Below are 17,474 nucleotides of genomic sequence, written 5' to 3'. Positions count from 1 at the left end.
GGGCATCGGATCAGCCGCACCCGGTCACGGCGGCGAGGCCGTTCGACAGCCTGCCGAGCGGCCGGTCCACGTCGGCGATCAGCTCCGTGACCAGGAACGTCACCGTGTCGACGAGGCGGCGGCAGGTCTGCTCGGAGATCTGCGTGCTGTCGCGCTCGACCTCGAGCCGTACGAGGCCGGGTTCCTCGGCCACGATCAGCGTCGCCGCGTACCTGCTGCTGAGGCAGGGCAGCAATGGGAGAGCCGCCGATTCCCTCGCCACCGGCGCAAAAAGGTCATCGGGCGCCTGGGGCGCGTCGATACCGGTGTAGTTGAAGAAGCCGTCCACCACCGGGTCCTCTCGCACGTTCCGGCGCGCGGCAGCGGCTTCGATCATCGCGTCGTAGGGGTAGTGACTGTGCTCGATGGCCGATGTGACCTGGGACCGGATCCGCTCCAGGTACTCCCGGACCGTACAGGGCCGCCCAGCGGACCCCGTCGCCGCCGCCCGGACGAGCACGGTGTTGACCAGCGGGCCGATCACGGAGGACAGCCCCGCGTCCGCACGCACGTCCACGGGGAATCCGACGACCGCCTCGGAGCGGCCGCCGAGGTCCTGGAGAGCGAGGGTGTAGGCGGCGAGGTACACCATCGACGGCGTGAGGACGTGCTGCCGGCAGAACCGGCGGATCGACGCGGCCGTGCTGCCTTCGAGCGCCCTTCGCACGCTGCGCACCTCTTCCTCCCCGAGCGCCAGGCCCGGATGGGTCGGCACGGCGGTCCCCTTCGACGCCGGGTCGGGCGTGAGCAGTTCCTCCCAGTAGCGGCCGAGGCGGGCCATGTGCGGTGTGGCGAGATCACGCTGCCAGGCCGCGTACTCCTTGGCAGCCGGGCTCAGCGGCCTCAATTCCTGCCCGTCATAGGCCCTGCGAAGATCGGCCAGGAACACCGGCCACGACACCGCGTCGAACACCAGATGGTGGCTGTCCACGAGTAGGACGTGCCGGGCCGGGCCCACGGTGTGGAGCCGCCCCCTGAGCAGCGGTGGCCGCGCCAGATCGAAGGGGCGCACGAAGTCCCCGAGCTCCCGGGGGTCGAACGGGGCGGGGCCGGCCCGTTCCAGCTCGAACGCGACCTCTGGGTGAACGGACTGGACCGGATCGCCACCGGCCCATCCGAAGCCGGTCCTGAATCCCTCATGACGGCCGATCACCGCGCGGAAGGCGTTCTCCAGCCGCTCCACGTGGAGAACCCCGTCGATCCGGTAGAGGCCGGTGATGTGGTAGTCGACCGTTTCAGGGTCCGCGAACTGCGGGTAGAACAGCCGTTCCTGAACTTCGGAGAGCGGCCAGGAGTCACGCGGCACCTCGGTGAGCCGGCGGAGCTGCGTGCCGACCCGGTCCGCCTCGCCGTCGGCGAGGACCCGCACGAGCGCGTCCTTGTGCTTCTTCACCAGGGCCAGCAGCTCGGGTCCGACCACCCCCGAAGGAGCCTCCACGCGGAGATTCCCGCCCTCGGCGCGCAGCCGGACGCCGAGGAGCCGCAGGCTCGCCGTCAGTTCGCGAACCTCGATCGCGGTCGCTGAAGTCATCAGAGCACGAACTCCTCGAGGTCTTCGTCGGATCCGTCCTGAGGCGCGCCGCCCGTCGTCAGCCAGCGGAGGTTGTCCACGTGCTCGGCCAGGGCACGGATCGTCGGCGTCGGCAGGAAGTCCATGAGCCGCACCTCGACCCCAAGCGCCTCCCGGATCTCCGCGATCAGCACCACGGCCTTGAGCGAGTGGCCGCCGATACCGAAGAAGTCGTCATCCGGGCCGGCGCCGGCCAGCCCGAGCTTGTCGCGGTAGATGCCCATCAGCACCTCTTCGGTCTCGGTGCGCCGGGTGGCGATCTGACCGCCTTCGGCCGCGTTCCGGGCTCGCTCGTCCAGGGCCGGCCGATCCACCTTGCCGTTCGCGTTGAGAGGGAGGCGGTCGAGAACGACGAATCGGGCCGGGACCATGTAGTCCGGGAGAGCGGATCGCAGCGCGGTGGTGATCGAGGGCACCTGCGCCTCGTCCGGTCCCACGAGGTACGCCCAGAGCACCGCCATGCCCTGCGCGTCGGTCAGCACCGTCGCTGCCGCGTCAACGACCCCGTCGCAGCGTCGGAGCTCCGTCTCGACCTCGGCGAGCTCGACCCGGAACCCGCGGATCTTCACCTGGTCGTCACGACGTCCCAGGTACTCGATCGTGCCGTCGGGCAGCCATCGGGCCAGGTCACCTGTCCGGTAGATCCGGCCGCCCTCGATGAACGGGTCGGCCTGGAAGGGATCACGGTCGCTGGGGCGCAGGTAGCCGCGGGCCACGGCGCGCCCGCCGATGCACAGCTCACCCGCGATCCCGATCGGCGCCGGCACGTCGCCTGGCAGGAGGATGTAGACCTCGGTCTCGTCCACCGGCCTCCCGATCGGCACGGAATCCACGCCGTCCATGTGGTCCACCGCGTGGGCGGTCGCGTAGATCGTCCCCTCGGTCGGGCCGTAGGCGTTGACCAGCCGACCGGCACCCAGGCGTGCCACCGTTCGACGGGCGTGGCCGGCGGAGAGCCGCTCGCCGGCCACGACGACGGTGCCGATCGGGTCGAGGCATTCGGGGGCGCGATCGACGAGCAGATGGAAGAACCCGGTGCTGAGGAACGCCAGGTCGACGTCCTCGCCCTCGACGAGGGCACGCAGGGCGTGCACGTCCAGAAGCTCATCGCGTCGCGGGCACACGACGGTCCCGCCGTTGAGCAGCGCGGTGTAGAGGGCCGCCGCCGAGACGTCGAAGCCCCAGCTCGTGGCCTGCAGCACCCGTTCCCCGCCCGAGACGGGAAGGTACTGCGGTCGATGGGTCAGGCGACGCACCGAGGCGTGTTCGACCAGCACCCCCTTGGGGCGTCCGGTGGAACCCGAGGTGAACATGATGTAGGCGAGGTCCCGATCCGATCCGAGCGGCTCCGGTCGCGACGGATCGCTCCCCTCCTCGCGGAGGTCGAGCAATTCGAGCCCGTCAGGAAGATCGTGGCCCGCTCCCTCATCGCCGACGACGCAGGGCGCTCCGCACTCGGCCAGCAGGGTGAAGGCCCGGGCCGCGGGCGTCGTCTCATCGAACGGGACGTAGCAGCCGCCCGCCTTCAGCACGCCCAGCATGCCGGTGATCGTGTCGTGCGGGTTCTGGACGAGCAGCCCGACGGGGGTGCCGGCACCGACGCCTGCCCCCCGGAGCCGGTGCGCGAGCCGGTTGGCACGCTCGTCCAGCTCCCGATAGGTCAGCCGCACCGAGCCGCTGACCACGGCGGTATGGTCGGGCATCCGGTCGGCCACGGCCTCGAAGACCTGGTGGAGGCCGAGCCCGGCTCCTGCCGGGGGCTCCTCGGACCGGTCGCGACGGCCGACGATCGACTGCTCACCAGGGTCCAGGACGAACTCGTCCAGCGTCTGCTCGGGGTGGTCCAGCACCTGCTCGACCAGGTTCGTGTAGTGCGCCCCCATGCGCTCGATGGTCAGCCGGTCGAAGACTCCGGTGGAGTACTCCTGGACGAGCTCGATCCCTGAGTCGCGCTCGAAGGCCGACAGCGTGAGATCCAGTTTGGCGACGCCGATGGTGACAGGTATCGCGGCGCCCACACTGCCACCCATGTCGAAGCGGTAGTTCTCCAGATCCGTGTAGACGAACATGAAGTCGAACAACGGGTTGCGGCTCGGATCGCGGGGCAGCTCCAGCTCCCTGACCAGCTCCTCGAACGGGTACGACTGCCGCTGAAGCCCTTCCACGACCGCGCTTCTGACCTCGGCGACGAAGGCGCCGAACCGCTTCGACCCCACGGGCGCGGAGCGGATCGGCAGGGAGTTGCCGAACATCCCGACCACGTCGGCGCACGCGGGGTGGTAGCGGCCGTCGACCGGCGTGCCGACCACGATGTCCGCACGCCCGGCGTACTTGGCCAGCATCAGCTTGTAGACCGACAGCAGCACCATGTAAGGCGTGACGCGGTTCTCCCGGCAGTACTCCTTCAGTTTCCCGGCCAGCTCGGCGGACAGGAAGAACGATTGCCGCCTGCCCTGGGTGGTCAGCACCGGCGGGCGCGCCCTCATCGGGAAGTCCAGCGGGGCCGGCGGCGAGGCGAGCCGTTCGAGCCAGTAGCGACGGTCCTCCCGGTAGGCGTCCGTGGTGCGGTAGAGGTGCTCCCATTCGGCGAAGTCCTTGTAGGTCAGCGCCGTCCTGTCCAGGGCTTCGCCCCGGTACGCCGCGGCCAGATCACGGAACAGCACCGGTATCGAGCCCTCGTCGAGGACGATGTGCGGTGTGTCGAGGACGAGAATCGAGGCTCGGCCGCCAGGACGGAGCGCGAGTCCCAGCCGGATCGGCGGTCCCGTCCTCAGGTCGTGCGGTTCGATCCAGCGGGCCACCAGGTCCTCCAGAGCCTCCTCCGATTCGCCCAGATCGGCCACGGTGAGAGCGACGCCGGGGAGGACCCGCTGCACCAGGGCGCCCTCGCGGACGTCGAAGACGGTGCGCAGGATGTCGTGCTTGGCCACGACGGCGTTCACGGCGCGCGTGAGCCGGTCGCGGTCGAGCCTGCCGTCGACGACGAGAGCCAGCGGCAGGTTGTACAGGCAGCTTCGGGGCTCCATGGTCCAGAGAAAGAACATCCGCTCCTCGGACGCCGAAGCCCGGTAGAACGTGCGCTCCCCAGCCTGTGTGATCATCCCTTCCAGGGCGCCCGCCTCCGCGGTGAGCGCATCGGCGAGGTCGCGCAGGACGGGGTGGTCGAAGATCGTCATCACCGGGACGTCGGCGCCGATCGCGGTGCGCAGCCGCTGCGACAGCCTGACCGCGGCGATCGAGTTGCCGCCCAGGGCGAAGAAGTCGTCGTCGATGCCGACCCGGTCCAGCCCGAACAGCGAGGCGACCGCGTGGATCACCTTCTCGTCGAGGGAGTGCCGGGCCCGCGTGACCGGACGCTCGTCGTCCGCGGCGGGCTCGGCCAGAGCCATCCGGTCGACCTTGCCGGTCGTGGTCAACGCGAACGTCTCGGAGATCACGAACCGCGCCGGAACCATGTAGCCGGGCAGCTTCGCCCGCAGGACGGCCCGGATCTCCTCGACGTCCGGCGCCGTCCCGGGCGACGGCAGCAGGTACGCGACGAGCGAATGATCGCCGCTCACCTGGGGGAACGCCTTGACCACGGCGTCGGCCACTCCGGGCACGCGGTGCAGGACGCGCTCGATCTCGCCGAACTCGACCCGCTGACCGCGGACCTTCACCTGATGGTCCCGGCGCCCCAGAACCTCCAGCTGACCGTCCGGACGCCACCGCCCCAAGTCACCCGTCCGGTAGACCCGGCCAGGACGCCCCGGCTCCACCGGGTTGACGTCCAGGAACGCCCCAGCCGCCGCACCCACCGCGTTCAGATACCCACGGCCCACCGCGACCCCGGCCACCAGGATCTCGCCCTTCACCCCCACGGGCACCGGCCGCAGAGCATCGTCGACCACGTACACCGACGTGTTCGCGATCGGGCCACCGGTCGGCGTCACCAGCCCGTCCGGGATCTCCGTCCTGGGGTGCATGATGTCGTCGGCGGTCTCGGTCGCGCCGTAGGCGTTCGACAGCGGCACCCCGGGAAAGCGGTCATACCACCGCTCGACCAGGACCGGCTTGAGCGGCTCCGCGTTCAGCACCATGTGGCGCAGCTTCGGCAGGACCGTACCTGATGCCCGATCCTGCAGGTCCAGCTCGTCCAGGAGGACCGCCAGGAAGCTCGGGACGAGCTCGACCACGGTCGCGGGCCGATCATCGAGCACCCGCAGGAAGGCCTTCGGATCGCTGATCTCGGCATCGGACGGCACCAGGACCCGGCCACCGGCCAGCAGCGGCGCGAAGAACTGCCAGATCGCCACGTCGACGGACACCGGAGCGTTCTGCACCAGCAGGGTGCCGGAGTCGACCTCGTAGGAGTCCGTCTTGGCGAGCACGTGGTTGAGCATCGAGCGGTGCTCGATCACGATGCCCTTCGGCTCGCCGGTCGAGCCGGAAGTGAACATGACGTACGCGGCCGCGTCCAGCCCGGCGGGCAAACCGGCGGCAGCCGGGTCCTCCTCCCCGGCCTCGGCCAGCAGATCGGCGAACCCGAGCCACCGGTGGCCGGGCACCTGGTCCGCGAGCTCGTCGCAGAGCACGACCTCCACCCCGGCCAGCTCCAGCATCCGGGCCTGGCGCTCGATCGGGTGGTCCGGCTCCAGCGGCACGTAGGCCGCGCCGGCCTTCCACACGGCCAGGAGCGCCACCAGGAAACGATCGGAGCGAGGCAGCCGCACACCGACGAAGGTCTCGCGGCCGGGATGCGCCGGCAGGGAGCGCCGCAGCGCTCGTGCCAGCCGGTTCGCCTGGGCGTCCAGCTCCCCGTACGTCAGCTCCCGCCCCTCGACGATCAACGCCGGGCGGTCGGGCTCCCTGGCGGCCCGTGCCGCGAACAACTCCGCGACGGTCGCTGAGCCGAGGTCCCTGTCCGCGCCGCGGCCCCATCGCAGGACACGGTCCCGGTCGGCGTCCGGCTCCGCGGGGCCCGCAGTCTGCTGACCGGTGCCCGCCTCCAGCACGTCGGCGAGGTCGCGCAGGACGGGATGGTCGAAGATCGTCATCACCGGGACGTCGGCGCCGATCGCGGTGCGCAGCCGCTGCGACAGCCTGACCGCGGCGATCGAGTTGCCGCCCAGGGCGAAGAAGTCGTCGTCGATGCCGACCCGGTCCAGCCCGAACAGCGAGGCGACCGCGTGGATCACCTTCTCGTCGAGGGAGTGCCGGGCCCGCGTGACCGGACGCTCGTCGTCCGCGGCGGGCTCGGCCAGAGCCATCCGGTCGACCTTGCCGGTCGCGTTGAGCGCCAGCGCGTCCTGGACGACCAATCTGGCGGGAACCATGTAGTCGGGCAGCTTCGCCTGCAGCGCGGCCCGGATCGCCGTCATGTCCAGAGCGGCTCCGGGGGCGGGCACCACGTAGCCCGCCAGATAGGGGCCATCGGTCGCGGCGTCGTGGAACGCCTTGACGACCGCGTTGGCCACTCCGGGCACGCGGTGCAGGACGCGCTCGATCTCGCCGAACTCGACCCGCTGACCGCGGACCTTCACCTGATGGTCCCGGCGCCCCAGAACCTCCAGCTGACCGTCCGGACGCCACCGCCCCAAGTCACCCGTCCGGTAGACCCGGCCAGGACGCCCCGGCTCCACCGGGTTGACGTCCAGGAACGCCCCAGCCGCCGCACCCACCGCGTTCAGATACCCACGGCCCACCGCGACCCCGGCCACCAGGATCTCGCCCTTCACCCCCACGGGCACCGGCCGCAGAGCATCGTCGACCACGTACACCGACGTGTTCGCGATCGGGCCACCGGTCGGCGTCACCAGCCCGTCCGGCACCCCGGTGACGGGAATCATCACGTCGTCGGCGGTCTCGGTCGCGCCGTAGGCGTTCGACAGCGGCACCCCGGGAAAGCGGTCATACCACCGCTCGACCAGGACCGGCTTGAGCGGCTCCGCGTTCAGCACCACGTGACGAAGATCCGGAAGGAGCGGCCCCTCCTCGGGTTCCCGCAGGTCCGCCTCGTCCAGGAGCATGGTGAGATAGCTCGGCACCAGCCCCAGGTCCGTGACCCGAGCCTCCGCCAGCTGACGCAGCATGCGCCGGGGTTCGGCGACCTCGGCGTCGGTGCAGACCGCCACCGAGCCGCCGGCCGTCAGGGCCGCCGTCCACTGCCAGACCGACACGTCGAACGAGCTGAGAGCGTTCTGCGCGACGACGGAATCCGTGGCGATGCCGAAGGCCTCGACCATCGCGCGGACGTGGTTGAGCATCGAGCGGTGCTCGATCACGATGCCCTTCGGCTCGCCGGTCGAGCCGGAAGTGAACATGACATAGGCGGCCGCGTCCAGCCCGGTCGGCACACCGACGGCAGCCGCGTCCTGTCCCTCTGCCTCGGCCAGCGCGTCGGCGAGTCGCAGCCAGCGGACTCCGGGGGCCGCGCCGGCGGGCTCATCGCAGAGCACGAACTCCACCCCGGCCAGCTCCAGCATCCGGACGTGGCGCTCGATCGGGTGTTTCGGCTCCATCGGCACATACGCCGCGCCGGCCTTCCACACGGCCAGGAGCGCCACCAGGTACTGCTCGGAACGCGGCAGGCGCAGGCCGACGAACGCCTCGCCGCCGTCCTGCGGCAGTTTTCGCTTGAGCACCCTGGCCAGCCGGTTCGAGGCCGAGCTCAGCGCTTCGTAGGTGAGCTCCCTGCCCTCGCAGGTGACCGCGACGCGCCCGGGATCGGCGGCCGCGATCTCGTCAAAGAGCTCCGGGATCCTCTGCGACCCGAGCTCCGCCGCCGGTCCTCGCCCGAGCTCCAGCACCTTCTCCCGCGCGGTGTCGTCGAGGAGGTCGAGAGCCTGGAGGCTGCGCCCGCCGTCCGCCGCCATGTGGTCCAGCACCCGGGTCAGGTGTCCCACCAGGTCTTCGGCCAGGCCGGGTGGCAGCGCCTCGGCGTCCACGTCGAGCTCGAAGCGCAGACCGCCCTCGGCGGTGTCCACCACCTGCAGACTGAGTGCGTACGGCGAGCAGTGCAGCGGCATGTGCTCGACCTCGCTCATCCGCAGACCCACAAGTTCCGGGCAGTCCACCCTGCGATCCAGCACGATGGAGGAGCGGAACAGCCGGCGCGCCAGCCCCGGCTCACGGGCGTCCAGATCGGCGACGACCTCGGCGAACGGGAAGTCGGCGTGCTCCAGGGCATCGAGGAGCTGGTCCTGCGCGGTCCTGAGACAGGCGCTGACCTCGGTGTCGCTCTTCGTCCTCAGACGCAGAGCCATCTGGTTGGCGCAATAGCCGACCGTCCGCTCGAACCTGTCCGGCCGGGCCGAGGACGGCGCGAAGACGACCACGTCGTCCTGGCCGGTCAATCGGTGCTGGAGCACCCCCCAGCCGGCCACCAGGAAGGCGAACAGCGTCACGCGGTTCGCACGGGCCGCCGCACGCAATCTGCCGGCGCTTTCCCTGTCCAGCTCGAAGCGGTGTCGTTGGGTCCGGAAGGAAGGCAGCCTGGCACCGCGACCGCCGAGGAGCTCCGGCGCCGGCGCACCGTCGAGCAGGGTGCTCCAATAGATCCGATCCTCACGCGAGCGCGCCGAGCCGGCCTGACCGGCCTGCCAGGCGAGAAACTCCGCGAACTGCACCGGCGCGGGCAACCCACGTGCAGGAGGGGAGCCGAGCTCATCGTTGTAGAGAGCCGCCAGGTCCTCGATCCAGGGAAGCAGGGACCAGCCGTCGGCGATCGCATGGTGAACCGCGAGGTGCAGAAGGTGCTTGTCGGCGCCGACGCGTACCAGGCAGATCCGCAGCAACGGGCCGCCGAGCACGTCGAGCGGGCGCCGGGCCTGGGCGTCGAGGAAGGAGCCCACTTCTGACTCGGCGCACTCCGCCTCGGAGAACACCTCCCGCCGAGCAAGCTCTTCCATGCTCAGCAGACGCGTGGAGGCCCCGTCCTCGGTGAAGACAGTGCGCAGCGCGTGGTGCCGTTCGATGACCCCGTACACCGCGGAGCGCAACGCGCCCCGATCCAGTTGTCCGTCCAGCCAGAATCCGGCGAAGAGCGTGTAGGCGAGTGAGCCCTCGGCGGAGACGTTCGCCAGCGCCCACAGCTGTTGTTGTGCTCGCGAGGCGGCCGTCAGCGGGGCGGGAGCGGACACAGCGGGCGGCACCGCACCGCCCCCGCTCGGTGCCGTCGCCGCGAGCGGGGGCGCGACCGGCGTCACGGGCCTGGACGGTGGCGGGATCAGGCCGTTGTCCCGGAGCTCCGCGATGCTCTCGCGGGCGGCCTCGCGGACGAGGTCCAGATCTTCGTCCTCATGCGCGGTCGACAGGAAGCAGTTGCGCCATTCCCAGATGAAGATCCCGCGATCGAGCATGTTGTAGTAGAAGAGGTCCATGTTCGCGTCGTGCGTGAAGCGGTAGAACGACGAGAACCGGTTGACCCCGATGGGGGCTTCGAGCGCCTGGAAGTCCGCGTTCATGGCGTCGACGAAGCGCTTGGTCTTGGTGTCCAGGCGCTGCTGAAGGCCGGGGCCCTGCCGCAGCAGCTCGTCCAGCGACGCCTTCGCCACCGCCATGGTCAGGGGGTGCTGGTTGAAGGTCCCGCCGAAGAAGGTCGACTCCACGGTGGGGTGGGAGCCATCGCCGAACCGCCAGACGCCGCCGTCGATCGCGTCCATCGCCCCGTGCCGCCCGGCCACCACGCCGAGGGGCAGGCCGCCACCGATGATCTTCCCGTAGGTGGCCAGATCGGCCTCGATCCCGTACAGCCCCTGGACGCCGCCCGGGTGGCAGCGGAATCCGGTGACCATCTCGTCGAAGATCAGCTTTGCGCCGTGCTTCCAGGTCAGCTCGCGCAGGCGCCGCAGGAAGTCCGGCTCCTGCACGCCGGGGTGGCGGGTGGTGATCGGTTCGGTGAGGACCGCGGCCAGTTCGGAGCCGTGCCGGTCGATGAACTCCAGCGCCTGTTCGGTGCCGAAGTCGAGGACGTAGACGCTGTCGATCGCACCCTGGGTGACACCGATCGCGAGCGGCTTGGCGCGTAGTTCGCCGCCGACCCTGTTCGGCGCGGCCAGAACCCCTTCCGAGTGGCCATGGTAACCCGTCTCGAAAATGACGATCTTCTCTCTGCCGGTCGCCGCGCGCGCCAGCTTCAACGCGGTGACCACCGCCTCGCTGCCGCTGTTCAGGAAGGCCAGCCGATCCATGCCGGTCAGGGCGAGGATGCTCTCGGCGACGTCGTTGACCAGCTCGCTGCGCGGGCCGAGGCTGAAGCCGGTCTCCATCCGCTCCGCGATCGCGCGCGTCACCAGAGCGGGATTGTGGCCGAACAGGTGGACTCCGAACCCCAGGGTCAGATCGATGTACTCGTTTCCGTCGATGTCCCACAGGCGTGCGCCCTGCCCGCGGTCGGCGACGATCGGGTAGAGCATCTCTTTGGTCGACATCCGGAAACCGATGGTGGAGCGGCTGTCGGCGACGATCCGGCGGAACCTCTCGGCGTACGCCTTGGACGCGGCGGTCCTGGCCGTGTAACGAGCTGCCAGGCTCTGCAGGTATGCGTCGCGGCGGGCAGAGTCCGCGACGCCGCGCCCGGGCTCGCGGCGCTTGCCCGGAGCGAGCGGGACGGCCGGGACCGTCGGAGCTGTCGGAGCTGTCGTGCCGGGCACGACAGGAACAGCGGTGACGGCCGGGCTCGGCCCGATCTGATGGGGGCCGGTGGCCATGCCGCTGATGACCTGTAGCTGGTGGTGCATCAGGCGCATCTGGTCGGCGAGCAGCCGTTCCACCTCGGAGGTCGAAGAGGAGGGCAGCGGGACGCCAGAGCCTTCCGGCTCGCCCACCGGTGTGGTGAGCGGCACCGGTGGGCGAGCAGCCTCGGGAGCCTCCGGTCTCGTCGACTTCTTCCTCAGGTAGTCGGCGAGCTCCGACAGGGTTCCCACCTCGTCGAAGAACTGGCGGATGGACAGCCGGACCCCGTACCGGTCCTCGATGGGCGCCAGGACGTTGAGCAGCGCCAGGGAGTCGGCGCCGATCTCCAGGAAGGGCACGTCGGGATCCAGCAGGGCGGGATCGACCTTGAACCGGGCGGCGATGAGGGCCGTCAGCTCGGCCAGAAAGGAGTCCATGGTCTCGGTCTCTTCCTCGGGGAGCCCGGCGGGGGCAGACAATTCGGACTGTTCAGCCGGCGTGACCGGCCAGTGGTGCTCGCGGAACATCGGGTGCGTGGGCAAGGAGAGCCGCCGTCCGGGCTGCCCGGCGTCCAGCGGCTGCCAGGCGACCTCGCGGCCGTGCAACCAGCCGTCCACGAGACCGGACAGGTGGCGGGGAACCGTGGTGCTCTCCGTCACGAAGTCACCGTCCCGAATCGCCCGTGCCGCGGAGGCGCAGGTGTCCGCCAGGACGGCCCTGCGGTGCCGATGCGCCTGGCGGCCGTTCCGCAGGGTGAAAGCGATGTCGGCGAGGTCGGCGTCCGTGTGTTCCTCCAGGTGCCGGCGCAGGTCGTCGCTCGCCTGTTCCAACGCCTCTGGGCTGCGGGCCGAGAGCACGATCAGGTGTTGCCGCGCCGGCGACCGGGGTGCAGGCGGCGCCATGGGTGCTTCCTCGACGACGACGTGGACGTTGGTGCCTCCGATGCCCAGGGAACTGACCCCCGCGATCCGATGTCCGGACGGAGGATTCCACTCCATGCCTTCGGCGGCGAGGTAGAACGGCGACTCGATCAAATTCAGCTCGGGGTTGGGCACGCGTAGCTGCGGGTTGCCCGGGATACGGCCGTGCCGGATCGACAGCACGGTCTTGATCAAGCCGGTGACTCCCGAGGCGCAGTCCAGGTGGCCGACGTTCGCCTTGACCGACCCGAGAGCGCAGAAACCGCGCTCGTCGGTTTCGAAGGCTCTGGTCAGGGCGCTGAACTCCACCCGGTCGCCCAGGGGGGTGCCCGCGCCGTGCGCCTCGACATAGCTCACGTCGGTGGGTTCGAGCCCGGCGACCACGATCGCCTCGCGGATCGCCTTCGCCTGCCCCAGCAGTCCCGGGGCGGCGTATCCCGCGCGGCGCGCACCGTCGTTGTTGACCGCGGAGCCCCGGATGACGGCGAGGATTCTGTCCCCGTCGGCAAGCGCGTCGGACAGCCGGCGAAGGACGACCACGGCAGCGCCGTCCCCGAAGATCAGACCATCGGCCGCGGCGTCGAACGACCGGCAGCGACCGGTGCGTGACAGTGTCCCACCCTCCCGGTAGAGGTAGCCGGCGTGCTGCGGCAGCCGCAGCGAAACCCCGCCGGCCAGCGCCAGGTCGCATTCGCCGCCGAGGAGCTGCTGGCACGCGAGGTGCACGGCGACCAGCGAGGTCGAGCAGGCGGTCTGGACGGTCAGGGCCGGGCCGGTGAGGTCGAGTTTGTAAGCGACCTTGGTCGCGAGGCCGTCAGGGGCGTTCGCGGCCTTGGCGAACTCCGCCGCGACATCGCGGTACTCGGTCCCGGTCAGCAGCTTGGTGTAGTCGGAGTTGCGTGGCCCGGCGTAGATTCCGACAGGACCGGGAAAGGTCCTCGGCCCATGCCCGGACTCCTCCAGTGCCTCGTGACAGACTTCGAGGAAGATCCGCTGCTGCGGATCCATCAGCTCCGCCTCACGGCCGGTGTAGCCGAAGAACGTGGCGTCGAACAGGCCTGCACCGAGGAGGTGAGCGCCGCTCTTGACATAGTCGGGGTGCGCCACGAGCTCCGGTGTGACGCCGGCGGCGAGCAGCTCGGCGTCCGAGTAGTCGGTGACCGCGTCCCGGCCCTCGTCGAGGATCCGCCACAGCGCCTCGACGCTGTTCGCGCCGGGGAAGCGGCCCGCCATGCCGATGACGGCGATCCGTCCGTCGCCCTGAGCGCCCATCACATCCTTCTCCCGCGAAGGCCGCTCCTGCCGCGGGTGCGCAGGCGCGCCCGCTCGTCCGCCGCATCAGCCGGCGCGCTGGAGGCGCCGGCGCGCAGGAACGCCGAGAGCTGCTCGATGCTCGGCGCGCCGAGCAGGTCTTCGACGGTCAGCTCTTCGCCGAGTTCCTCCCTGATCCTCTCGGCCAGCTCGACCGCGAGCAGCGAGTCGCCGCCCAGGTCGAACAGGTTGGCGTTGTAGTCATCGACCTCGCTGCGCAACTGCTCGCTCCACAGCCGCGCCAGGGCCCGCTTGAGGGCATCGCCCTCCCGCCGTACAGCGGGCGCGGCGGTTCTTCCGGCCGGATCGCGCCACGGAGGGGACCAGCGCCGGACGCGTGCGTCCAGGTCCTCGGCCGACACGAGGACCACCGAAGGGGCGCCCGCTTGGCGCAGGATCCGCTCGAATGCCTGGGCACCCTCGTCCGGGGTGAGGGCGAGATGTCGAAGCTCTCTCTGGGCAGCGGACAGAGGGGTCGGGTCGTCGTCGAAGGCCCAGGCTTCCCAGGCGATGCTCGTCAGAGTGCTGTCGGCCCGGGCCAGCGCGTCCAGAAAGGCGTTCGCCGCACCGTAACCGGCGTATCCGATACCACCGAGCACCGACGAGAGCGAGGAGATCAGAACGCCGGGGGCCCGGCCCGCGAAGATCCGTCGCAGGACGAGCGCGCCCCGCACCTTGGGCGTGAAGATCCGTTGCCAGTCGGCCCGCTGCCCCCTGCTGATCAGGTACGAGGCCGCGGCGGGGCGGATGCTCGCGGCGTGTATCCAGGCGCTGATCGGGCCGAAGCGATCCTCGGCCTGTGCGACGACCGCACGCATCGCTCGCTCGTCGGCGACATCGGCGGTCACGGCGTACACCTGCGCGCCGAGGCGTTCCATCCGCCTGATCCGTTCGATGATCCTGCTGACGTGATCGCCGGGGCCATGGTTACGGAGCCAGCCGTCGTACTCCCGGGGCTCGGGGAACGCTGATCGCCGGGTGAGGATCAAACGGGTGTCCCCGTTCGCGGCCAGCTTCTCGGCCAGCGCCAGCCCGACCCGCCCGAGGCCGCCAGAGATGAGGTAGACACCGCCCGTACTCGCCGGTGGCGGCGGCGCGGTTCCGGCCATGGGAACGTAGCGTTTGACCCAGCGGCTGCCGCCGCGCAGGGCGACGGCCCCGTGGGCGGCGCGGCCAAGCAGCTCGTCGACGAGGACTGCCGCCTGGGCCGGCTGCTCGATGTCGATCGTCCGGGTATCCAGCAGGGGGTGTTCCTGGCGAGCCACCAGGGCCGCGACGTCCACCATGCTCGCCGCCGTGTTGACCGGTTCGTTCCCGAGGACCTGGTGGGCCCCTGCCGTGACGACGGTGATCGCGGTACGTGTGTGCGGAGCGGCGTGCCGCGACGCCTGCTCCACCAGGTCGAGCACCTGGTGGAAGCCGGGAGCCCCGCCTGTGCCGGAGTCCGCATCAGTGGACGGCGCGCCGGCGTCATCGTCCAGCGTCCAGAAGTGCACGATGTGGTGGGGGAGCCGGCCTTCGGCGGCCAAGGCGGTGAACAAGGTGCCCGCGCTGTCCGGCGTGTCCGGATCCATCGTGAACGAGTCCGGCGCCGTTCGCGCGAAGGCAGGGCCGACCCGGACCCTCGTCACCTCGTGGCCGAGCCGGGTCAGTTCGGTCGCGACGCTGGAGCCTGTCCCGCCGGAGTCGTCGAACAGCAGCCAACGGGCCGCAGGCCCGGGATTCGGCGGCGCCGGCGTCAGCCGTTGCCAGGCTTCGGTGTGAAGCCAGCTCGCCGGATCGACCTCGCGTACCTGCCGGCTCCTCCGTTCCGGCGCGGCGATGGCGAGGCGCTCGCGCCTCAAGGGATGTGCCGGCAATGGGACACGCCGGGGAGCCCCGGGGCGCCAGGAGGTCCACGTGAGCGGGACGCCCGCCGTCCAGAGCCGCCCGGCCGCGCGTAGCAGTTGCGCCGACCGGGGGGTGCCCTGCTCGGTGTGGGAGCCGATGACGACGGCGCCGGGAACGGGTGCGGACGTGTCGCCGATGACCACCACCGCATCGGCCGCCATGCCGTCCGGACCTGCCGTCGCGGTGGCCGGGCCTGCGCTCATCCGGCGCACCGTCTCGGCCAGGCCGACGCGTGCACGCAGGTGTGCCGCGATGTTCTCCTCGCCGAGGATGTCGTCCGGCACCCAGCCGGAGCCGGTCAGCAGCGAACCGATCGCGAGCCGGGACACGAGATCGGCCAGCCACGCCTCGGCCGGCAGCACGCCGTCGAGCTCGACGCCGAGCCCGGTCAGGATGTCGGCGCACCGGTGGAGAGTCTCACGGATCGGACCGAGGTCCACCGCATCGCCGAGTCCGCCCAACGGCCCGTCACCGATGATCAGCGCTGTCCGTCCCGCCGTGTGGACAGGGCCGGTGATCTGCCGGCGGGTCACCCCGCGCAGAGCCGCCGCGGCGCCCTGCGCATCGGGCGCCGCGATCGCGTACCTGAAGGGGTACGCGCGGCGGCCGGCCGCGAGGGTGAACGCGACGTCGGAGAGATCGGGCGCGAGGCCGGCCCCAAGGCTCTGCCCGGTGCCACCGGTATCGAGGCGCTGGGCAAGGCTCTCGCACAGCTCCGCGAGCGCCGCCTCGTCCCGGGCGCTGACGGTGAGCAGCTCCCACTGGGCGCGTCCCGGCCGTGCCGGCGGCGCTGCCGGCGCCTCTTCCAGCACCACGTGCGCGTTCGTCCCGCCCATGCCGAACGAGCTGACGCCGGCGCGGCGCGGCGCCCCGGCCGGCCGCCACGGCACCAGCTCGGTGTTGACCTGGAACAGGTCGTGCGCGAGACCTTCGCCGGGGTGGCGGAAATGCGGGTGGGGCGGAATCTCGCCGTGGTGCAGCGCCAGCACCGCCTTGATGAAGCCGGCCACCCCCGCGGCCGCTGCGAGGTGCCCGAGGTTCGCCTTGACCGTGCCCAGCAGGCACGGCGCCTCGCGTGGCACCGCGCCGAACACCTCGCTCAGCGCCGCCAGCTCTACCTGGTCACCCAGCGCGGTGGCGGTGCCATGGGCCTCGACATAGGACACCGACGCCGCGTCGAATCCGGCGACCGCCAGAGCTTCGGCGATCACGGCGCGCTGGCCGTCGACGCTCGGGGCGGCGAAGCCGACCTTGGCCGCCCCGTCGTTGTTGACGGCGGAGCCCTTCACCACCGCGAAGACGGTGTCGCCGTCGCGGACGGCGTCGGTCAGGCGTTTGAGTGCCACGAAGGCGACACCGTCGCCGAACAATGTTCCGCCCGCGTCCGCGTCGAACGCCCGGGTCCTGCCGTCCGGGGAGAGGATCATCGCCTCCTTGTGGAGATAGCCGGGATGCGGGTTGGCGAGCACCGAGACCCCGCCCGCCAGCGCCAGGTCGCACTCCCCCGCGAGCAGGCTCTGGACCGCCAGATGAATGGCGCTCAGTGACGACGAGCACGCCGTCTGGACGGTGACGCTCGGACCGGTGAGGCCGAGCTTGTACGACAGACGCGGTGCCAGGTAGTCCTTGTCGTTGGTCAGCATCAGCTCGGTGCCGTCTGCCGTGAGCAGGTCGATGTCCCGGGCCAGGACGTTGTTCAGGTAGGTGTTCATCGCTGCTCCGGCGAAGACGCCGGTCGCGGTCCCGGCCTGGCCCGCGTAGCCGATCGTCTCGAGGAGCTGCCACGCGGTCTCCAGGGCCAGCCGGTGCTGGGGGTCCAGGAGCTCACCCTCGCGGCGGCTGTAGCCGAAGAACCGGGCATCGAAGTCGTAGGCGTCGGGCAGCGGCGCCCCGGCGGGAACGAACGCGGGATCCCTCACCAGGTGCTCGGGGGTACCGGCCTTCCGCAGCTCCGCAGGGGAATAGTCGGTGATCAGGTCATCGCCGCAGCGCAGGCGGGCCCACAACTCATCGATGTCGCGCGCGCCGGGGAACCTGCCCCGCATGCCGATGACGGCGACACCATCCATCTCGTTCATTCCCAGCTCCCC

At 70.8% G+C, this 17,474-nt stretch carries 3 protein-coding genes; all 3 read right to left on the bottom strand.

The window, feature by feature from the left end:
- Positions 1–10 precede the first annotated feature (10 nt).
- The 3 genes from ACFKCF_RS50910 to ACFKCF_RS50900 are packed head-to-tail and all read right to left on the bottom strand — an operon-like array spanning position 11 to position 17,462.
- Positions 11–1,570 carry a condensation domain-containing protein gene (locus ACFKCF_RS50910; protein ID WP_394503206.1) on the bottom strand — a complete coding sequence of 520 codons (1,560 nt, stop codon included), beginning with the start codon at positions 1,568–1,570 and terminating at the stop codon, positions 11–13.
- Complete coding sequence (locus ACFKCF_RS50905; protein ID WP_394503205.1) at positions 1,570–13,455, bottom strand: amino acid adenylation domain-containing protein; 11,886 nt, start codon at positions 13,453–13,455, stop codon at positions 1,570–1,572. The genes ACFKCF_RS50910 and ACFKCF_RS50905 overlap by 1 nt, the downstream gene beginning before the upstream one ends.
- Entirely contained in the window at positions 13,455–17,462 is a 4,008-nt protein-coding gene (locus ACFKCF_RS50900) for an SDR family NAD(P)-dependent oxidoreductase (protein WP_394503203.1), read from the bottom strand. The genes ACFKCF_RS50905 and ACFKCF_RS50900 overlap by 1 nt, the downstream gene beginning before the upstream one ends.
- Between the last annotated feature and the right edge of the window lie 12 nt (positions 17,463–17,474).

Source organism: Nonomuraea sp. JJY05, from assembly GCF_043496855.1.
Classification (GTDB): Bacteria; Actinomycetota; Actinomycetes; order Streptosporangiales; family Streptosporangiaceae; genus Nonomuraea.
This window is presented reverse-complemented; position numbering and strand designations above follow the sequence as displayed.